Genomic DNA, 19,343 nt, shown 5'->3' on the forward strand with positions numbered 1-19,343 from the left:
TACACCATGAAAGGGAAACGTCGATGAGCCGGTTGAATGCACAAAAGGCCAGCGCACCCCCTCCTGCGGGGGTACAGGATGACGAAAGCAAAGGCTTCAAGCGAGCGCTGACAAGCCGCCACATCCAGATGATCGCTCTCGGTGGAGCGATCGGCACCGGATTGTTCTACGGCTCTTCCGATGCCATCGGACTGGCTGGGCCGGCGGTGCTGATCGCCTACATCATTGCTGGGGCGGCGATCTTCCTCGTCGTTCGCGCTCTCGGTGAGATGGCGGTCGACGAGCCGGTCTCCGGTGCCTTCAGCCACTACGCCTTCAAGAACTGGAGCCCGCGCGCGGGATTCGTCTCGGGATGGAACTACTGGTTCAACTACGTGGCAGTCGCCATGCTCGAGCTCGCCGTCGTGGGGATCTACGTGAACTACTGGTTCCCGGAGGTTCCAGGATGGCTGACGGCGGCGTTCTTCCTCGTCACCATCACGGCCATCAACCTCGTCGGCGTCAAGGGATTCGGTGAATTCGAGTTCTGGTTCGCGTTGATCAAGGTCGTGGCTGTCATCGCGATGATCGTGCTCGGCCTTGCAGTCGTCATCCTCGGAGTGAACAACAACCCGGATCTGCCCGATCCGACCTTCGCGCACTTGGTCGACGACGGCGGGTTCGCCCCGATGGGCTTGATGGGCATCGTTCTGGCGCTGCCGGTGGTCTTGATGTCGTTCGGTGGCGTCGAGCTGATCGGCGTCACCGCCGGCGAGGTTCAGAATCCGCGCAAGACCATCCCCAAGGCAGTCAATCAGGTCATCTACCGGATTCTGATCTTCTACGTCGGTGCACTGATCGTCGTGCTCGCGGTGATCCCGTGGCGGAGCATCACGGGAGAGATGAGCCCGTTCGTGCAGATCTTCGACAATGTCGGGATCGCGGGGGCGGCTCACGTCCTGAACCTCGTGATGATCACGGCTGTCTTGTCGGTGTACAACGCGGGTCTGTACTCCAACGGTCGGGTGCTGCATTCCCTCGCGCATCAAGGAAATGCACCGGCCTTCCTCAAGCGTCTCTCGCCGAGTGGTACCCCCGTTGGCGGCGTGATCGTCACGTCTGCGGCCACGGTGCTGGCGGTTGCCGTCATCCTGCTCTGGCCCGACTTCGCCTTCGGCTACCTGCTGTCGATCGCCGTGATCGCCGGAATCATCAACTGGTCGATGATCATGATCACTCAGCGCAAGTTCCGGCGTCGGATCGGGGCAGACGGTGCTGCTGCACTGTCGTTCCGACTGCCCGGCGGACGACTTGCCACCTATGCGGTGTTGGCGTTCTTCGCCGTCGTCGTCGTGATCATGGCAATGTCGCCCGCGTACCGCACCGCGGTGATCATCGGCCCCATCTGGATCGGGATCCTGCTGGTCGCGTTCGAGATCAAGACCCGGCGTCAGCGTCGGCGTCGGACGACGTATGGCGACGAGACCGAGAGCTCGTCAGATGTAGCTCCCACCCCTGAAATGACCGCTCCTGGAAGAGAGAACCTGTGATCACCGGCGACGAGACGAGCGTCCGCGCAATCTCGGTCCAATCGGCGCCCGCCGCCATCGGACCCTACTCCCAGGGAGTCGTAGCACCCCCGTACGTCTACGTCTCCGGCCAGCTGCCGATCGACCCCGCGACGGGCGAGCTCGACGGCTCCACGGCCGCGGTGCAGGCGAAGCGCGTTCTCGCCAACCTCGAGGCCGTGCTCGAAGCGGTCGGGTTGACGCTCGCTGACGTGGTGAAGACCACGGTGTTCCTCGCCGACCTCTCCGACTTCGCCGCCGTCAACGAGGTCTACGCCGACCGCTTCGTCGGGGCGGTTCTGCCGGCGCGCTCGACCATCGAGGTCGCTGGATTGCCCCGAGGCGCGCAGGTCGAGATCGAGGCGATCGCGGCGATCCGGGCGAGCTGAGTCCTGCTCAGCAGGGTGATCCCGTAAAGTCGCACCACAATTGGCGAGCCCTGGATTCGGCACGACTCCGAATCCAGGGCTCGCCGTCGTCTGACGATGGCTGACCTGTCCTCCCGAGTTGAATCCTGAAGGAAATGATGACTGAAGCAATCCACACCCCCGCTGCGAGCAGCACTGACCTCGTCGCGGTGAGTGTGCTCGACCGCGCCGAGGCCGAGTACACCTTGCACTCCCATCCGCCGGTGATGCGGGCGGAGGACCACGCGAACAGCGGACTGGCGCTGGACCGGTCAGCGAAGACGTTGGCGTTCCTCGTCAGCGGGGAATTCGTAGCGCTGGTCTGTCTCCCAGCGATGGCGAAGCTCTCGTACGGGCAGCTCGCCACTGTTCTGGGCCGCTCACGTTCGCAGATCAAGCCTGCGCCGGCGGAATACCTCGAGCGGCTGGAGATGAAGCCCGGTGGGGTTGGGCCGTTCACCACTGATCCTGACGTGAAGGTCGTCATCGACCAGCAGGTCCTCGAGTATCCGGTGGTCTATTGCGGGAGTGGCGACCCCTGCGTCACCGTAGAGCTGACTCCGGCCCAGCTCGAGCGGGCCTGCCCGACCGCGATCACGGCCGACGTCACGTCCTGACGCTGATGGCGCGGGCTGCTCGCCCCCTGCCCTGACGACCGACCCGACCGACCCGATCGGCCGGGGAAGACGTGAGTCGAGAAGCCGATCGAACTCGCCGGTGATCGAGTCAGATGTCGCTCGAGCTGACCCGGTCCGTGGCGGGCGCAGTCTCGTGCTCGATCTCGTTCAAGTAGTTGTAGACCGTGAAGCGGGTGACACCGAGTGCCTGCGCCGCGGTCTCGACGCTCTCTTTGAGCATGAAGAACCCTCGGTCCCTGAGTGCCTGGACAACGGCCAGCTTGTGACGCTTGTGCATGAGGTCGACCGGGACGTCGACCACACTGATGGCGCTCGCCAGAACATGCTGGGCAACCTCGTCGACATCTCCGACGAACTCCTCGGCTTCGTTGGCTCCGGAATCGGCGAGGCGGGTCTGCGGCATCATGGAGCCGGCCAGTTCGGCGAGGATGCGCCAAGCATGCGTGTCGTTGTTGACGCAGAGCGCAGCCACTGCGGTGCCGGCGCTATCGCGGAAGATGATCGTCGAGCTGCGCCACTCACGTCCGTAGGCGTTGCGGCCACCGTAGCCGAGCACGGTGCTGTAGGTGTCGGTGGCGCTGGCCCGAAGCAGCAGGTCGGTCGCCGAGCCGCCTTCGTCACGGCCCGAAAGGTCTCCTGCAACGGCCACGATCGAATTCGGCAACAGGCGCAGGTCGTGCAGCACGACCTCGCACTCGCCCGGAGTCAATGACGCCAGCGGCTCGACGAGGGTCCGCAACGTCCGCAGGATCAGGTCCGCCTCCGCAGCGATACTCTGCCCGGCGGGGCTGTGAATGGTTTCAGTCATCTTTTCATTCAGGATTGCACTCTCGCCGACACCATCGATCTGATGCGGCACGTCTTCGTGCGGAACGAGCTGCCCGCCGCATCCAGACTACCTAAGCTTCTGCTTAAATCTTAGCGAACAGCCGAGACAGGCCGTATGCCCCGCACGACCCGTCATCCATGCTGAGCGGGCCCAGCCCGGCATCACTCAGCGCCGCCCCCTGCGAGGTCGGCGGCAAGGCTCTCGAGTTCGGCGAGCAGCCCGGTCAGGCCGGGTTCTTCGATGGGGGGTGGCCGCACTATGAGCGGCGCGGCGCGCGTGTCAAGCCCTAGGACCGCCGCAGCGCGGCCTGTTAACGTGGCTGCGAACGGACCCCCGGGGCCTTCCGAACCGCGTTGACCACCACCGCGACCGGGTGCATGCATATGGAGCGAATCCTTTACGCCGGACACGACTTCGCCACCGCCACCGTGATCGCCGAAGCCGTGCTCGACTACGCCGGCGAGCTCGCCGCGGTCGGCCGATACGCCACCGTCGCCATCCCGATCATCGCGATGGATGGAGCGCCGTCCACCGCGAGACTCCTCCTCGGCCCGTCGCTGCCGATCGCGACGAAGCCCATCCAGGGGCCAGCGATCGAACTCGTCGACGACGGTGCGGTGGCAGAGCTGCGCGACGCGACGCGGCGGCTGCGCCCGTCCCACGACGTGCACTGGGCGGTCGATCCAGGCGGCGAGCAGCGCATGGCCGACGAGTTCGACTACGACCCATCGCCTCCGAAGGCGCGCGAACTGCGTTCTCCCAGCTCTACGGATTACCCTGAAGCGTGACTGCTGACGAAGCTCCGGTCGAGGTGGAGGCTCCCAAGGAGCCCGCCGCGACGACATTCTCCGACCTCGGGCTCGATGGCGCGGTACTGAAGGCGCTCGCCGATGTCGGCTACGAGACGCCCTCCGCGATCCAGGCCGCGACGATCCCGCCCCTCCTCGCCGGTCGCGACGTCGTCGGTCTCGCGCAGACGGGAACCGGCAAGACCGCCGCCTTCGCTCTGCCGATCCTCGCGCGCCTCGACCTCGCCCAGAAGACCCCGCAGGCGCTCGTGCTCGCGCCGACTCGTGAACTCGCGCTGCAGGTCTGCGAGGCGTTCGAGCGCTATGCCGCGCATCTCAAGGGGGTGCACATCCTTCCCGTCTACGGCGGTCAGGGCTACGGCGTGCAGCTGTCGGCGCTGCGCCGCGGTGTGCACATCGTCGTCGGCACCCCTGGCCGCATCATGGACCACCTCGACAAGGGCACCCTCGATCTCTCGGAGCTCAAGTACCTCGTGCTCGACGAGGCCGACGAGATGCTGAAGATGGGCTTCGCCGAAGACGTCGAGACGATCCTCGCCGACACTCCCGACGACAAGCAGGTCGCCCTGTTCTCGGCGACCATGCCGACCACGATCCGGCGCATGTCGAAGCAGTACCTGCACGACCCCGAAGAGATCACGGTCAAGACGAAGACCACCACCTCGGCGACGATCACCCAGCGCTACCTCGTGGTGTCGTACCAGCAGAAGGTCGACGCGCTGACCCGCATCCTCGAGATCGAGAACTTCGAGGGCATGATCGTCTTCGTTCGCACGAAGAACGCGACGGAGGAGCTCGCCGAGAAGCTCCGCGCCCGCGGGTACTCCGCCGCCGCCATCAACGGCGACGTGCCGCAGATCCAGCGTGAGCGCACGGTCAACCAGTTGAAGTCGGGCAAGCTCGACATCCTGGTGGCCACGGATGTCGCGGCGCGCGGCCTCGACGTCGAGCGCATCAGCCACGTGGTGAACTTCGACATCCCGACCGACCCCGAATCGTACGTGCACCGCATCGGCCGCACCGGCCGCGCCGGCAGAAGCGGCGATGCGATCAGCTTCGTCACCCCTCGGGAGCGCAACCTCGTCTCGTCGATCGAGCGGGCCACGCGTCAGCCGCTCACGCAGATGCAGTTGCCGAGCGTCGAAGACGTGAACGTCACGCGCCTCGCCCGCTTCGACGACCGCATCACGGCGGCGCTCGGCCAGAGCGAGCGCATCGACATCTTCCGTGACATCATCGCCCACTACGTGCGCAACCACGACGTGCCAGAGGTCGATGTCGCGGCGGCGCTCGCGGTCGTGGCGCAGGGCGAATCGCCGTTGCTGCTCGAGCCCGAGCCCGAGCGTCCGCGCCGAGCCGACCGTGAGCGCGGCGATCACGCCGAGCACGGCGATCGACCGGCTCGCGGCGAGCGCTTCGACCGTGCAGATCGCGGCGATCGCGGCGACCGAGGAGACCGCCCCGAGCGTCGTCAGCGGCCGAGCAGCGGCCCGATGGCGACGTACCGCATCGCCGTCGGCAAGCGTCACAAGGTCGAGCCGCGGCAGATCGTCGGTGCGCTCGCCAACGAGGGCGGCCTGAGCCGTGGTGACTTCGGCGCCATCCAGATCCGCCCGGAGTTCTCGCTCGTCGAGCTGCCCGCCGACCTCTCGCACGAGACGCTCGAGCGCCTCGACGGAACTCGCATCTCGGGCCGGCTGATCGAGCTGCGGCCCGATCGCGGGGGCCAGGCACGCCGTGCCGACGAGGGTGAGGGCGCGAAGCCCTTCCGGAAGCCGCGTCACAAGGGCTGATCCGGCGTGCAGGCACGGCGGCCCCGGTCACCGGGCGGTGCGCGCGGCATCCGCGTGCGCTGCGCGGCGGCCGCGGCGGCGACCCTCGCCGTCGGGGTCGCGCTGCAGGTGCCCGAACGCACGGTGCTGATCGATCTCCTCGGCAGCGTGCTCTACGTGTGCCTCTTCGCGTTCCTCGTGCGAGCGGTGTGGCCGGCGATGGGCGCCGCCGCGTCGGCGCTCTCGGCCCTCGTCATCGCGTGCGCCGTCGAGCTGCTCCAACTCGGCGACGTGCCACGGCGCATCGTCGAGGCCTTCCCGCCGGCGAGGCTCCTTCTCGGCAGCGCCTTCGACCCCGTCGATCTGTTCGGCTACGCGGGCGGCGCGATGCTCGCGTTCACCGTGCAGCTCGCTCTGGCCGGGCGCCCGGCGCGCCCGGCGCCGGAGCCCGGCTCGAGCTGACGGGGCGGGCTTCAGCCCTCGCGGCGGAGCGCCCGGCGAACGCGGTCGATCGCGGCTGCGACGCCCATGCCCATGGAACGCACCGGCCGGGGCAGGTCAAGCCGCGCTGCTGCGGCGCGTGCGCGCCGGAACCGGCCGCTGCTCCGTACCTGCCGCCGCACCGCGGCGTGATGCAGCTCCCGTGACCAGACACGCACCACCCGCTCCTCGTCGAAGGCACGGGCGCTGCGCACGGCACTCGCCCGCATGCGCGCGACACGTCGCGGCGACATCCTCTGCAGCCTGACGATCGCGTCGGCGAGCGCGTCGACGTCGCCGGCCGGCACCAGGAACCCGTTTCGTCCGTCGCGGATGAGGTCGGCGGGGCCGTACGGGATGTCGTAGGCGATCGGCAGGCAGCCGGCGGCCATGCTCTCGACGAGCACCAGCGGGAACCCCTCGGAGTGCGAGGTCAGCAGGAGGAAGGATGCCGCGAACAGGTGTCGCCGGGCGTCGGGATCGAACCCGTGCAGGCGCACCGCGGCCGGGTCGATGATGCGCTCCTCGAGCGCCGCACGGCTCTCACCGTCGCCGTAGACGTCGAGGTGCACACGGACTCCGGCGTACGTGTTCGCCGCCTGCACGGCATCGATCGCGTGCGAGACGCGCTTGCGCCGGGTCAGCGCCGCGAGCACGACGCCGCGGTCGGGCTCGCGCCGCACCGGGGTTCGCGGCGAGAGCATGGGTCGAGGGTTCGGGATCACGGCGATGTGGTCGTGTCGTCCGACGATCTGCTCGAGGTCGTCGCGCTGGCGCCGGGAGAGCAGGGCGACGAGGTCGAAGCCGTCGAGTTGCTCGAGGACCTCCCGCCGCGACTGCCGGATCGGGGATGACGCGTCGGCCTCCGTGGCCCGATGCGATGCGTGCACCACGTGGGCCGTGATCGCGTGCGGCCGCCGGTACGTGAGCATGAACGGCGCGATCGTCTTGCTGTCGACGATCAGGCAGCTCGGCCGGCCGCCGGTCACCGCGTCGAGCCACGCCCGGTACAGCGACCAGATGCGCCGCCAGGATCTGACCGGCCGCCCGTCGGCATCGCACAGCACGATGGATCGCCCGCCGGGCACACCCCGCTCCCGCGTGTCGCGCCGGTCGCTGACGAGCAGCGTGCCGTTCTCGCGGTAGTGATCGATCTGGAGCGTGCGCCCGTCGCCGTCGAGCCGCACACGACTCATGACGGCGTCGCCCCGGCGCCGCGTCTCGGCCGCGTCGTGTGCCGCGAGCGGTGTGAACTCGTCACCGTCCAGCTTCAGCGAACCGCCGGGCAGCGGATGCTCCCTGAGCCAGTCGTACAGGTTCGAGATGCGAACCCCGGGCGCGAGCACACCGCGTTCCCGGAGCTCCTGCTCGAGCTCGGGGGTGTCGGGGCGGTCGTCGAAGGTCAGCACCTCGACATCGACTCCGCCGACGCGATGGAATGCGGCGGAGCGTCGCAGCAGCGCGTCGGTCATGCCCCCGAATCGGTCGGGGATCGACCAGGTGACGGCGAAGTGACGGCCGGCCGGCAGCCGTGGCCCCACCGTCATCGGCTCACCTCCGCGAGGAACTCGAGGGTCTCGACGAGCGCCGCCTGCGCCGCTTCGTAGTCCAAGTGGAACTGGTACTCGTGCGGCAGCGCCGGCTCGTGCGCGGCCGGCCAGAACAGCGCGGTGACGTCGACGCCCTGCTCGACGAGACGGTCCCGCATGGGCAGCGACTGGATCCAGGTGAGCGCATCGCCGTTGCCGCCGGAGATGTACGTGGCCGGGAAGTCCGCCGTCACGAAATCGATCGTCGACATCGTCGTGCCCGATGGCCGCTGCGACCAGTCCTGTGCGCCGGTGTAGCCCCAGAGGGCGATCTTCAGCCCCCACGCGCCGATGCCGGTGAGCTCCGACATCGCGTCGAGGTCGTAGACGCCGCAGTTGAGCACGACCCCCGCGAGCTGGTCGGCGTCGAGGGCGGGATCGATGCTGAGGAGCTCGGCGTAGTCGGGGTTCGTCGAGAGCGTGGCGAGCTGGCTCGCCAGTTGCGCGCCGGCCGAATCGCCGGCCAGCACGATGCGCTCGGGGTCGATGCGGAACTCCTCGGCGCGGTCTTCGAGGCTTTGCAGGGCATCGTTCAGCTGGTGCACGGCCGTGGGATACGTCGCCTCGGGTCCGACCGTGTAGTTCAGACCGACGGTCGTGTATCCCTCGGCGGCGAGGATGCGCAGGTAGGGATCGACGTCCGACGAGTCGCCGGAGATCCAGGCCCCGCCGTGCACCCACACGACGGTCGGCAGCGGCTCTTCGCCGTCGGCGGGCGAGAAGACGTCGAAGGTGATGCCGCCGTCTTCAGCGCCGCCGTCGACCGGCACGTCGAGCCGAGCGGTGAGCGGGGCATCGGTCACGTACTCGTTCATCTCGGCCGCGGTCTCCCGACCGCCCTGCTCGAAGACCGCCCGGATCGCGAGCGCCGAAGGCCACGGGGTGAGGGTCAGCACCCAGGTGATCAGGAAGCTGATCACCGCGATCGAGGCGACCGTGCCGATGAAGCGCCGCTGCCCTCGAGTCAGCCAGACCTCGTTGCCCCACGACGGCAGCGCGTTGCGTGTATTCCTCGAGCCCACCCGTTCCCCCTCGGTCCCCTACAGGGCCATCCTGTCGGAGAATCGGCGGGCCGGAGGCCGGACGCACCGACGCCCGGAGTCTCGGCTTCCGCACATGCCGCGTTCATGATCCGTTCAGACGGGCGTGGTCGGCTAGTGTGCATGCCTGACGCCCGAGGTTGCGCGTCGATCACCGATCGATGGGATGAATCGTGACGAGCCGTACGGCCGAGTACCCTCGGCCGGACCACTTCCTCCTTCACATCAGCGACACGCACGTGCTCGCGGGCGGTGCCATGCTCTACGACCGGGTCGCGAGCGAGCGGCATCTGCAGACGCTCTTCGACGAGTTCGAGGCATCCGGTGCCCGGCCCGACGCCATCGTCTTCACCGGCGATCTCGCCGACAAGGGCGAGCCCGACGCGTACGATCGCATCCGCCGCATCGTCGACCCCGTCGCCGAGCGGCTCGGCGCGCAGGTCATCTGGGTCATGGGCAACCACGACGACCGGTCGGCGTTCCGCCGCGGCCTGCTCGGCGAGTCCGGCGCCGGCGGCATGGGCGGGGCACGGCCGGTCGACCGGGTCGACGACGTCGACGGACTGCGGGTGATCACCCTCGACTCGACCGTGCCCGGCCACCACCACGGCGAGATCGCACCGGCGCAGCTCGACTGGCTCGCCGAGGAGCTCGCCATCCCGGCGCCGCACGGCACGATCCTCGCGATGCATCACCCGCCGGTGCCGAGCGTGCTCGACCTCGCGGTCTCGGTGGAATTGCGCGATCAAGCCGGACTCGCCGAGGTGGTCGAGGGCAGCGACATCCGCTCGATCATCGCCGGTCACCTGCACTACTCCTCGACGGCGATGTTCGCGGGCGTTCCCGTCTCGGTGGCCTCGGCGAGCTGCTACACGCAAGATCTCAACGTGCCGGTCGGCGGCACTCGCGGGCGAGACGGCGCCCGGGCCTTCAACCTCGTGCACGTCTACCCGTCGACGGTGCTGCACTCGGTCGTGCCGCTCGGCGCGTTCCCGACGCTCGACTGGATCGACGCCGACGAGAGCGCACGGCGCCTCGGCACCTCGGGCATCAGCATCGCGGATGCCGCAGCGACGTCGGTGCCGAACGAACCTCCGTTCACCATGCCGATCCCGGTGCTCGTCGGCTGAAACGATGTCGCCGGTGTCGGGCGCGACCTTTCGGCCGACCCGAGGGGATGACATACTCGGTTCACTCCTGCCGACCGCAGCGCCCCTTCACGTCGCGTGAGGCGAGTCGACCATGGGAGGTCGCATGAGCACCGAGCTCGCCGCACTCATCGGAGTGGCCCTGATCCTCGCGGATCTCGCCATCCGCATCGCCGCGCTCATCATCGTGCCGCGGGAGCGCAAACCCACCGCGGCCATGGCGTGGCTGCTGGCGATCTTCCTCATTCCGTTCATCGGCATCCTCTTCTTCCTGCTGATCGGCAGCGCGAAGCTGCCGAAGCGGCGGCGCGAGCGGCAGCGCGAGATCAACGAGCTGATCGCCGCGAGGGCCGAGCGCGTCGACCTCGCCCCCGACCGGGAGAGCTGGCCCGACTGGTTCGTCTCGCTGACCGAGCAGAACCGGCGCCTCGGCGCGCTGCCCGCGATCGAGGGAAACTCCGCACAGCTCATCGGCGACTATCAGGCCTCGATCGACGCCATGACCGCCGAGATCGACACGGCCACCCGATACGTGCACGTGGAGTTCTACATCGTCTCGCACGACTCGACCACGAAGGACTTCTTCGCCGCGATGGAGCGCGCCGTGCTGCGCGGCGTCACGGTGCGGGTGCTGCTCGACTTCGTGGCCTCGAACCGCACCGCCGACCACGACGCGACCTACGCCGAGCTCGATCGCATCGGCGCCCAGTGGAGTTTCATGCTGCCGGTGCATCCGCTCAAGGGCCAGTACCAACGGCCCGATCTGCGCAATCACCGAAAGCTCGTCGTGGTCGACGGGCGGGTGGGGTTCACGGGCTCGCAGAACCTCATCGACCGCAGCTACAACTCGCCCAAGAACCTGAAGCGGGGCCTGCAGTGGCAGGAGCTCGTGGCCCGGGTCACCGGGCCGATCGTGACGGGCATCGACGCCGTGTTCCTCTCGGACTGGTATCTGGAGACCGACGAACTGATCGTCTCGGAGAGCGTGCCGGCCGCCGCGGTGCCCGCCGACCCGTCGCCCGAGGCGCTCGTCTGCCAGGTCGTGCCGAGCGGCCCGGGCTACGACGCCGAGAACAACCTGCGGCTCTTCCTCACGCTCATCAACTCGGCGCAGCGCCGGGCGATCATCACGAGTCCGTACTTCGTGCCCGACGAGGCGATGCTCTACGCGATCACTTCGGCGTGCTACCGAGGGCTCGACGTGCAGTTGTTCGTCTCGGAGATCGGCGACCAGGGCTCCGTCTGGCACGCGCAGCGTTCGTACTACCGGGACCTGTTGCGTGCGGGCGTGAAGATCTGGCTGTATCCGGGCCCGTACATCCTGCACTCGAAGCACTTGTCGATCGACGACGACGTCGCGGTGATCGGCTCGAGCAACATGGACATCCGCTCGTTCAGCCTCAACGCCGAGATCTCGCTGCTCGTGCGGGGGGCGTCGTTCACGGCGCAGATGCGGGAGGTCGAGCAGGGCTATCGCGATGTCGGCCGGCAGCTCACGCTCGAGGAGTGGGACCGCGAGCCCGGGTCGGCGACGTTCCTCGACGGGGTGGCGCGGCTCACCTCGGCGCTGCAGTAGCCGGCGGGCGTCGTGTTGGTCGCGGAGGCCGTCAGGCGGTGAGCTCCGCCGCGTCGGCCGCCTGCTTCTCCCACGGCGCCGGGAACGGGAGGTAGCGCTCGAGGAAGTCGATCACCGCCCCCGTGCGCTCCTCGACCGAGATCTCGGGGAAGCTCCCGTCGTTCAGGCAGAACATGTCGTGGTCGCGGCGCTTCAGGAGCTGCTTCATCGCGGGAAGCGACTGCCTGAGCGTGGTCTCGACGTACTTCACGCGGGCATCGGTCTGCACGACGGCGTGCCCGGCGAGCAGCGAGTAGTAGTGGTACAGCGAGTTCGTCACCGAGATGTCGGTGGCCGAGCGGAAGCGGCTCGCGGCGGTGCGCCGGAACTCCTCGGGGAAGGCGGCCTCGAGCTCGGCCATGACGCTCTTGCGCAGTGGTGCGGCGCAGTGCTCGAGGTGCCGGGTCGTGACCTTGCCGAACCGGTCGCGCAAGAGCGCCCGGTTGACCCGCGCGGCGTTCTCGAACCCGCTGCGGCCGGGATGCGTCGAGCCCAGCCCGATGCGCGTCGCGGCCTCGACGAACTTCGTGATGCCGCCGGGGGAGAAGAAGAGCGACGGGCTCACCGGACGGCCGAAGAACATGTCGTCGTTCGAGTAGAGGAAGTGCTCGGCGAGGCCCTCGATGTGGTGCAGCTGGCTCTCGACGGCGTGCGAGTTGTGCGTCGGCAGCACCGAGGTGTCGGCGAACATCTCGTGGCTGCGGACGATCGTGACCTTCGGGTGCTTGGCGAGCCAGGCGGGCGCGGGCGAGTCGGTCGCGATGAATATGCGTCGCACCCACGGGGCGAAGAGGTGCACGGAGCGCAGCGCGTACTTCAGCTCGTCGATCTGCCGGTATCGGGCCTCGGAGTCGTCGCCCTCGCCGACGACGTAGCTCTGCATGCGCTTCGCACGCTCGCGGATGAACTCGTCGCTCGAGCCGTCGACCCAGGAGAAGACCATGTCGATGTCGAAGTCGACATCGCTGGCGAGCGGCTCGAACATGTGCTCGAGCGTCGGCCAGTCGCGACCGTACAGGTGCACCACGTCGTCGGTGGTCTCGGAGCGCGGCAGTGTGCGGCGCATCAGGGCGTTCTCGAGCGGCGCCTCGATCGTGTCGTCGCCGAATCGCCAGAACTCGAGCTGCACGGCGGTGCCGCTGCCATAGCGGAGTCGCCCGATCGGTTCGACGCGCGGGCGGTAGATGCGAAGCACCGTCGGCTTTCGCCCGGCCGAGAGCCGGCCGTCGGCGAGCAGCACGGGGTGGGTGTGGGCGGCCTGTCGTGGGGAGAGCGTCGCCGCATAGAACGGCTCGTCGGCGAAGGCGTGGGCGAAGGCCCGTGCGACCGCCTTGCGCTCGGCGCGTTCGACGGCGATGACGGGCCGGTCGTCGTTACCGCGCACGAGCAGGAACGGGATCTCGGCGGCATCGAGGGCGCCGCCCACGGCGAGCAGGTCTTCGACCATCGACTCCTGCGGGGTCATGTGACCGTTGCGCAGCGCGTACTCGCCCTTGCGCAGCACGAGGTCGTCGCGGTCGAACCGGGATGCACGGTTCGCGGACGCCACGAGCACGAGCTCCGAGGCATCCGCCAGCCGCATCGGCGGCGTGGGCGACGCTTCCCTCCTCGCGAACGCATGTCCATCGTGCTGGTGCCGGTCAAGGGTTCGATCGCGGTCGGGTCTCGTCACGAAGCGGTGGCCTCCAGGGGTTGGGCGGAAGTGCGCGAATTGCGCGGTGCTCTGATTCTACGCAGCATCGACACCCGCACGGCCAGACCGACGATCGCTCTTGACAGCACACTGTCAATAGGCGAAAATGACAGCATGCTGACAAACACCGACCGGAACGATCGCCTCGTGGTGCTCTATGCGACCGACACCATGGCCGACTGGGAATACGGTTACGTCGTCGCCGGGCTGGGCATGACCGGGGGTGCGTTCCCGCTCGTCTGCGCGGGCGAGACCACTGCCGAGGTTCGCACCATGGGCGGGCTCAATCTCCGCCCCGACGCCGCCATCGCCGAACTCGATCCCGAGCGGATCGCACTGCTGGTGCTGCCCGGCGCCGACACCTGGGCCGAGGGGCACGAGCCGGTGCTCGCCCTCGCAGCACGCCTCGTCGAGGCCGGCACGCCCGTCGCTGCGATCTGCGGCGGCACGCTGGGACTCGCCCGGGCGGGTCTGCTCGACGAGCGGCGGCACACGAGCAATGCACCCGACTTCCTCCAGCAGGCGGTCGGATACACGGGGGTCGAGCACTACTCCGATGAGCGGGCGGTCGTCGACGGCGCCGTGATCACCGCGGGGGCGACCGCGCCGGTCGACTTCGCCAGGGCGGTCTTCGAAGCGCTCGACGCCATGCCGGCACCGGTGATCGACGCGTGGTACGGCCTCTACACGACGGGTGAGCGCCGCTACTACGATGCGCTCGTCGGAGGCGTGTGATGCCCGCTCGCACCCCGGCGGGCGACGCCCTCACCGCCCTCGTGCTGCCGGTGTTCGAGCTCAACGGCGAGTTCCTCGACGCCGCCCGCGACATCGCGGGACCTGCCGGTCTCACTCCGGCGCAATGGCAGGTGCTCGGCGCCACGCTCGACGAGGGGCTTCCCGTGGCCGAGATCGCGCGACGGGTCGGCCTCGGGCTCGCCAGGCAGAGCGTGCAGCGCACCGCCGACCTGCTCGTCGAGCGCGGATGGGCCGAGTACGCCGAGAATCCGCGGCACCGCAGGGCGAAGTTGCTGCGGCCGACGGTCGAGGGCCGCGCTGCCGTGAAGCGAAGCGCCGCCGCCCAGCACGCGTGGGCCGATGCGGTCGGCGATGCGGTCGGCGCCGAGGAGTTGCGTGCGGCCCGTGAAACGCTGCGCCGCGTCGTCGACGCTTCGCGTCGGGTTCGCGACCTCGTCGACTGATGCCCGGGCGGGGGGTGGCGTTCGGGTTTTTCCAGAGTTTTCCTCACATCGAAGGCGGATGCGCGTACAGTGATGGCATGCGGGCGGTCTTGCCGCCTCGCATTCGCTCCCGACCATCGCGGAGCGGGCAGGGACGATCATGACCCCCGAGCCGACGCCGACGTCGATTCGCATCACACCTCCTCAGGGAGATCGCGCGGGGTCGTCCAACAGCGACTTCACCGATCTCGCACGTCTCGTGAAGTCCGCGGGCCTGATGCGTCGTCGCTACGGCTACTACTGGACCAAGCTCATCGCCGTGCCCGTCGCCATCGGCGGCGCCATCGCACTCTTCGTGTGGATCGGCGACACCTGGTGGCAGATGTTCACCGCGGTCGCCTTCGCCTTCCTCTTCACCCAGACGGCGTTCCTCGGCCACGACGCCGCGCACCGCCAGATCTTCCGGTCGGGGCGCTGGAACGACTGGATCAGCCTCGTGCTCGGCGACCTCTTCGTCGGCATGAGCTACGGCTGGTGGCAGCACAAGCACACCAGGCATCACGCCAACCCCAACCAGATCGGCGTCGATCCCGACATCGACCTGCCGGTCGTCGCGTTCACGCCGGAGCAGGCGACCCGCGAGCGTGCGGCGTTCTTCCGGTGGGTGATCGCGCACCAGGGTGCGTTCTTCTTCCCGATCCTGCTGCTCGAGGGGCTCTCGTTGCACGCGTCGAGCGTGCACCGGGTGTTCGCCCGCGAGCACGTGGCGCGACGGCCCGTCGAGATCGCCTTCCTCACCGTTCGGGTGATCGGCTACCTCGCCCTCGTGTTCATCGTGCTCTCGCCCGACAAGGCGGTGGTCTTCCTGGCCGTCCAGCTCGGGCTGTTCGGCCTCTACATGGGCATGTCGTTCGCACCGAACCACAAGGGCATGCCGCTCGTGCCGAAGGGCATGAAGCTCGACTTCCTTCGACGTCAAGCGCTCATGAGCCGCAACATCCGGGGAAACCGCGTGCTCGACTTCGCGATGGGCGGACTGAACTACCAGATCGAGCACCACCTCTTCCCGTCGATGCCGCGGCCCCATCTCCGTCTCGCGGCGCCGCTCATCGCCGAATACCTTCGCGACCATGACGTGCCGTACACGCAGACGAGCCTGTGGCGTTCGTACGCCATCGTCTTCGACTACATCAATCGCGTCGGGCTCGGTGAGCGAGACCCGTTCGAGTGTCCGCTCGTGTCGGCGCGTTCGAGCATCTGACGTCGCGGGCAATGACGCCGTGTGACCCTCGGTTGACGCGTGTGACGGTCGGTTCCCTCGTGTGACGGCCGGTTCCCTCGTGTGACGGAGGCCCTCGCCACATCCGTTCGACCTCCCTAGCGTCGGGGCCAGGAGGTCGAACATGACACGACTCATCATCGGCGCAATGGTCAGGGCCATCGGCGCCTACCCTTCGGGGTGGCGGTATCCCGGCGCGCACCGCGACCCCCGCAGGGACGCTGCGGTGCTCCGGCGTACCGCCCAGGTCGCCGAGGCCGCCCGCCTCGACTACCTCTTCTTCGGCGACTGGCTCGCGACCGGGCACGACCTCGAGTTCCGCGACCCGTACCTCGTCGCACGCATCGACCCGATCTCGGCGATCACCTACCTCTCGGGCATCACCTCGCGCATCGGCCTCATCGCCACCGCGAACACGAGCTACGCCGACCCCTACACGCTCGCCCGGTCGACGGCGTCGATCGACCTGCTCTCCGGCGGGCGGGCGGGCCTGAACCTCGTGACCGGGGCCGAGCCGCGCGCCGCGGGCAACCACGGGCTCGACTTCCACGCCGCGAACGAGGCGCGGTACGACCGCGCCGTCGAGTTCGAGATCGTGCTGCGGCGTCTCTGGGACTCGTTCGAAGACGATGCATTCGTTGCGGATGCCGCGAGCGGCGCGTACCTCGACCCGCAGAAGCTGCACGCCACCGACTTCCACGGCGAGCACCTGAGCGTGACCGGTCCGCTGAACGTCGCGCGCCCGGTGCAGGGGCACCTGCCGATCGTGCACGCCGGCACCTCGCCGCGTTCGCGGCTCTTCGCCGCGCAGAGCGCCGACCTCGCACTCGTCGCGGTCGGCGGTCTCGAACACGCCGTCGGGATCCGCGAGGAGCTGCGCTCGCTCGCGTTCGAGTCGGGTCGCGATGACCGCACCCTGAAGGTGATCGCTCCGGTGCTGCCGATCGTCGGGGAGACCCGCGAACACGCCCAATCGATCGCCGACGAGCTCAGCGAGCTCGTGCAGATCGCGGAGGACTGGCCGGGCGGGCCCCCCTCCGCCTTTCCCGCGAACCGCTCGATCGCCCAGCTCTCGGCCCTCGTCGGGGTCGACCTCGCCGAGCTGTCGCCCGACCGGTCCGTGACCACCGAGCTCGTCGCCCAGTTCAACGCGCCCGGGCAGGAGCTCGTCGAGATCGTCGCCGAGCGCACGGGTCGCAGCCCCGGCGGCGACCGTCCGCCGACGCTGCGCCACCTCGTCGTCGCGGCGTCGGTGAACGCCTCGATGGTCGTCGGCACCGCCGACGACATCGCCGCCGAGTTCGAGGCGTGGGGCGATGCCGGCGCCGTCGACGGGTTCAACGTGCTCTCCGCCGTGCAGCCGCAGCAGTTCGAGGCGTTCGCGCTCCAGGTCGTTCCCGAACTGCAGCGACGCGGCGTCTTCCCCACCGAGTACGAGGGCGAGACGCTGCGCGATCACCTCGGTCTCGGCCGCCCCGGCAACGTGCACGTGACGCCCGGTGACGCTGCGTTGCAGGGCGCGTCACCGCGTGACCGTGCGGGTCGCGGCGCGGTTGAGACCGCCCCGCGGCATCCGTAACTTCAACCCAACAGCCTGCCAAGGGCTCTGCACGATCCCATCCCTGACCGAAGGAAGACCACCAGATGTCCACCCCACGCATCCGACGCCTCGCCGCAGCAGGCACCGCCGCGCTCGCCGCCGTCGCACTGCTCGCATCGTGCGCCGCACAGTCGGGCACGACGCAGACCGCAGAAGGCGGCGACCCCGTCGAGGGCGGCACGCTCACCTACCTCGAGTACCAGGCGCACACGACCCTCTACCCGCCGCAGGCCGGCTTCTACCCCAACGGCGGCATCGTGAACTCCATCACGGCCCGCCTGACCTGGCAGGACCCGGAGTCCCTCGAGATCGAGCCGTGGGTCGCGACCGAGTGGACGGTCAACGAGGATGCCACGGAGTACACCTTCGAGCTGCGCGACGACGTGACCTTCTCCGACGGCACGGTCGTCGACGCCGCGGCGGTCGCGAAGAACTTCGACACCTACGGCCTCGGCAACAAGGAGCTCGGCCTCACGATCTCCGAGGCGATCAACAACTACGCTTCGAGCGAGGTCGTCGACGACGACACCGTGACGTTCCGATTCTCGGCACCCGCCCCCGGCTTCCTGCAGGCCACCTCGACCATCAACTCGGGCCTCCTCTCGCCCGCGACCCTCGACCGCAAGCTCGAGGAGTTCGGCGCCGGCGCGTCGGCCGAGATCATCGGCGCCGGCCCCTTCGTCGTCACCGAAGAGGAGATCGGCACCTCGCTGCACCTCGAGGCACGTGAGGACTACGACTGGGCACCGCCGTCGTTCGAACACCAGGGTCGCGCCTACCTCGACGCGATCGACATCGTCGTGACGCCCGAAGACAGCGTGCGCATCGGCTCGCTGCTCGCCGGCCAGGCCGACGTGATCCGCTACGTGCAGGCCTTCGACGAGGCGCAGGTCGCCAGCGCCGGCTTCGAGATCGTGGCCGCCCCGACGCGTGGTGTGAACAACTCGCTCGGCCTGCGATTCACGAACCCGCTGCTGAGCGACGTGCGGGTGCGTCAGGCGCTCGTGCACGGTGTCGACGCACAAGAGGTCGTCGACACGATCTTCACCGAGAACTACCCGGTCGCGACCTCGCAGCTCGCCTCGACGGCCGCCGGCTACAAGGACGAGTCGAAGGCACTCGCCTTCGACCCCGAGCTCTCGGAGGAACTGCTCGACGAGGCCGGCTGGGCAGTCGGCGCCGACGGCATCCGCGAGAAGGACGGCGAGCGGCTCTCGCTCACCGTCTACGAGGCGAAGCCGCAGCCGCTCTCGAAGCAGACCCTCGAGCTCGTCAGCCAGCAGCTGGCGAAGATCGGCGTCGAACTGAACGTCAAGGCCGGCGACGCCGGCAGCTACGCCACCGACACCCTCGACCCGCTGAAGACCGCGCTGTACCACTCGATGGTCGGACGCGCCGACCACGACGTGATCAAGAGCCAGTACTTCACGAAGAACCGCAACACGCTGCTCTCGAACGACGCGAAGCTCGACGAGCTGCTGACCGCCGTGGCATCCGAGCCCGACGCCGCCGAGCGCGACAAGGCCTCCGCCGCCGTGCAGGACTACCTCACCGAGCAGGCCTACGTGATTCCGCTCTTCGAGGAGCCGCAGGTCTACGGCGCCGCGCCGTACGTGCACGGCTTCACGACCGAGGCCGTCGCGCGCCCGCTGTTCTACGACACCTGGGTCGAGAAGCAGAAGAAGTAGCGCACGCGCCGGTCGAGGAGCGGCTCCGCCG

General features: G+C 68.7%; 17 protein-coding genes. 13 read left to right on the forward strand and 4 right to left on the reverse strand.

The genetic code is table 11. The features are described from left to right. Positions 1-23 precede the first annotated feature (23 nt). The 3 genes from DCE93_RS01725 (at position 24) to DCE93_RS01735 (ending at position 2,571) form a co-directional block, all read left to right on the forward strand. Positions 24-1,529 carry an amino acid permease gene (locus tag DCE93_RS01725; RefSeq protein WP_205647451.1) on the forward strand — a complete coding sequence of 502 codons (1,506 nt, stop codon included), beginning with the start codon at positions 24-26 and terminating at the stop codon, positions 1,527-1,529. Then, positions 1,526-1,936, forward strand: a complete 411-nt coding sequence (locus DCE93_RS01730) for a Rid family detoxifying hydrolase (protein ID WP_338027588.1) — start codon at positions 1,526-1,528, stop codon at positions 1,934-1,936. Before DCE93_RS01725 ends, DCE93_RS01730 begins: the two co-directional genes overlap by 4 nt. Before the next feature lie 134 nt (positions 1,937-2,070). Continuing rightward, entirely contained in the window at positions 2,071-2,571 is a 501-nt protein-coding gene (locus DCE93_RS01735) for an aminoacyl-tRNA deacylase (RefSeq protein ID WP_108594370.1), read from the forward strand. Positions 2,572-2,680: 109 nt separating this feature from the next. Here the strand turns inward: DCE93_RS01735 and DCE93_RS01740 are convergent, their stop codons facing one another. Then, positions 2,681-3,451, reverse strand: a complete 771-nt coding sequence (locus DCE93_RS01740) for a helix-turn-helix transcriptional regulator (protein WP_146184914.1) — start codon at positions 3,449-3,451, stop codon at positions 2,681-2,683. A gap of 353 nt (positions 3,452-3,804) precedes the next feature. Between DCE93_RS01740 and DCE93_RS01745 the strand changes: the two genes are divergently transcribed. From DCE93_RS01745 to DCE93_RS01755, 3 genes are read left to right on the forward strand one after another with little or no spacing between them, the layout of a single operon-like run. After that, positions 3,805-4,209 (forward strand): hypothetical protein, encoded by a 405-nt coding sequence (locus tag DCE93_RS01745; RefSeq protein WP_108594372.1) that lies wholly within the window; start codon positions 3,805-3,807, stop codon positions 4,207-4,209. Beyond that, a complete protein-coding gene (locus DCE93_RS01750; RefSeq protein ID WP_108594373.1) occupies positions 4,206-6,023 on the forward strand; it encodes a DEAD/DEAH box helicase in 1,818 nt (605 codons plus the stop codon). Before DCE93_RS01745 ends, DCE93_RS01750 begins: the two co-directional genes overlap by 4 nt. 6 nt (positions 6,024-6,029) lie before the next feature. After that, entirely contained in the window at positions 6,030-6,464 is a 435-nt protein-coding gene (locus DCE93_RS01755) for a ribosomal maturation YjgA family protein (RefSeq protein WP_108594374.1), read from the forward strand. Positions 6,465-6,475: 11 nt separating this feature from the next. Here the strand turns inward: DCE93_RS01755 and DCE93_RS01760 are convergent, their stop codons facing one another. Next, positions 6,476-8,029 (reverse strand): glycosyltransferase, encoded by a 1,554-nt coding sequence (locus DCE93_RS01760; protein ID WP_108594375.1) that lies wholly within the window; start codon positions 8,027-8,029, stop codon positions 6,476-6,478. Next, complete coding sequence (locus tag DCE93_RS01765) at positions 8,026-9,093, reverse strand: alpha/beta hydrolase (RefSeq protein WP_244284212.1); 1,068 nt, start codon at positions 9,091-9,093, stop codon at positions 8,026-8,028. Before DCE93_RS01765 ends, DCE93_RS01760 begins: the two co-directional genes overlap by 4 nt. A 191-nt stretch (positions 9,094-9,284) precedes the next feature. Here DCE93_RS01765 and DCE93_RS01770 point away from each other — a divergent pair, with 191 nt between their 5' ends. Together DCE93_RS01770 and cls are read left to right on the forward strand one after the other, a co-directional pair. Beyond that, complete coding sequence (locus tag DCE93_RS01770) at positions 9,285-10,241, forward strand: metallophosphoesterase (RefSeq protein ID WP_108594376.1); 957 nt, start codon at positions 9,285-9,287, stop codon at positions 10,239-10,241. Between the two features lie 124 nt (positions 10,242-10,365). Further along, a complete protein-coding gene (gene cls, locus DCE93_RS01775; protein WP_108594377.1) occupies positions 10,366-11,835 on the forward strand; it encodes a cardiolipin synthase in 1,470 nt (489 codons plus the stop codon). Positions 11,836-11,866: 31 nt separating this feature from the next. Here the strand turns inward: cls and DCE93_RS01780 are convergent, their stop codons facing one another. Next, complete coding sequence (locus DCE93_RS01780; protein WP_108594378.1) at positions 11,867-13,456, reverse strand: stealth family protein; 1,590 nt, start codon at positions 13,454-13,456, stop codon at positions 11,867-11,869. A gap of 225 nt (positions 13,457-13,681) precedes the next feature. Between DCE93_RS01780 and DCE93_RS01785 the strand changes: the two genes are divergently transcribed. From DCE93_RS01785 to DCE93_RS01805, 5 genes are all read left to right on the forward strand, one after another. Next, positions 13,682-14,302 carry a DJ-1/PfpI family protein gene (locus DCE93_RS01785; RefSeq protein ID WP_108594379.1) on the forward strand — a complete coding sequence of 207 codons (621 nt, stop codon included), beginning with the start codon at positions 13,682-13,684 and terminating at the stop codon, positions 14,300-14,302. Beyond that, positions 14,302-14,766 carry a MarR family winged helix-turn-helix transcriptional regulator gene (locus tag DCE93_RS01790; RefSeq protein WP_108594380.1) on the forward strand — a complete coding sequence of 155 codons (465 nt, stop codon included), beginning with the start codon at positions 14,302-14,304 and terminating at the stop codon, positions 14,764-14,766. Before DCE93_RS01785 ends, DCE93_RS01790 begins: the two co-directional genes overlap by 1 nt. Before the next feature lie 139 nt (positions 14,767-14,905). Next, entirely contained in the window at positions 14,906-16,006 is a 1,101-nt protein-coding gene (locus DCE93_RS01795; RefSeq protein WP_108594381.1) for a fatty acid desaturase family protein, read from the forward strand. Between the two features lie 142 nt (positions 16,007-16,148). Next, positions 16,149-17,603, forward strand: coding sequence for an NtaA/DmoA family FMN-dependent monooxygenase (locus tag DCE93_RS01800; RefSeq protein WP_108594382.1), 1,455 nt, complete (start codon positions 16,149-16,151; stop codon positions 17,601-17,603). Positions 17,604-17,668: 65 nt separating this feature from the next. Beyond that, the gene (locus DCE93_RS01805) at positions 17,669-19,312 is read left to right on the forward strand and encodes a TIGR04028 family ABC transporter substrate-binding protein (RefSeq protein ID WP_108594383.1); all 1,644 of its coding nucleotides are present in this window, start codon (positions 17,669-17,671) and stop codon (positions 19,310-19,312) included. The last annotated feature ends 31 nt before the right edge of the window (positions 19,313-19,343 follow it).

Origin of the sequence: Agromyces badenianii (assembly GCF_003070885.1) — a bacterium.
Classification (GTDB): Bacteria; Actinomycetota; Actinomycetes; order Actinomycetales; family Microbacteriaceae; genus Agromyces; species Agromyces badenianii.

What these genes read in the sequence shown, in the direction of transcription:
- DCE93_RS01780 (WP_108594378.1), bottom strand. Translation starts at nt 13,456, where the DNA reads ATGCGGCTGGCGGATGCCTCGGAGCTCGTGCTCGTGGCGTCCGCGAAC.
- DCE93_RS01795 (WP_108594381.1), top strand. Translation starts at nt 14,906, where the DNA reads ATGACCCCCGAGCCGACGCCGACGTCGATTCGCATCACACCTCCTCAG.
- DCE93_RS01800 (WP_108594382.1), top strand. Translation starts at nt 16,149, where the DNA reads ATGACACGACTCATCATCGGCGCAATGGTCAGGGCCATCGGCGCCTAC.
- DCE93_RS01735 (WP_108594370.1), top strand. Translation starts at nt 2,071, where the DNA reads ATGATGACTGAAGCAATCCACACCCCCGCTGCGAGCAGCACTGACCTC.
- DCE93_RS01790 (WP_108594380.1), top strand. Translation starts at nt 14,302, where the DNA reads ATGCCCGCTCGCACCCCGGCGGGCGACGCCCTCACCGCCCTCGTGCTG.
- DCE93_RS01745 (WP_108594372.1), top strand. Translation starts at nt 3,805, where the DNA reads ATGGAGCGAATCCTTTACGCCGGACACGACTTCGCCACCGCCACCGTG.
- DCE93_RS01760 (WP_108594375.1), bottom strand. Translation starts at nt 8,029, where the DNA reads ATGACGGTGGGGCCACGGCTGCCGGCCGGCCGTCACTTCGCCGTCACC.
- DCE93_RS01725 (WP_205647451.1), top strand. Translation starts at nt 24, where the DNA reads ATGAGCCGGTTGAATGCACAAAAGGCCAGCGCACCCCCTCCTGCGGGG.
- cls (WP_108594377.1), top strand. Translation starts at nt 10,366, where the DNA reads ATGAGCACCGAGCTCGCCGCACTCATCGGAGTGGCCCTGATCCTCGCG.
- DCE93_RS01805 (WP_108594383.1), top strand. Translation starts at nt 17,669, where the DNA reads ATGTCCACCCCACGCATCCGACGCCTCGCCGCAGCAGGCACCGCCGCG.
- DCE93_RS01785 (WP_108594379.1), top strand. Translation starts at nt 13,682, where the DNA reads ATGCTGACAAACACCGACCGGAACGATCGCCTCGTGGTGCTCTATGCG.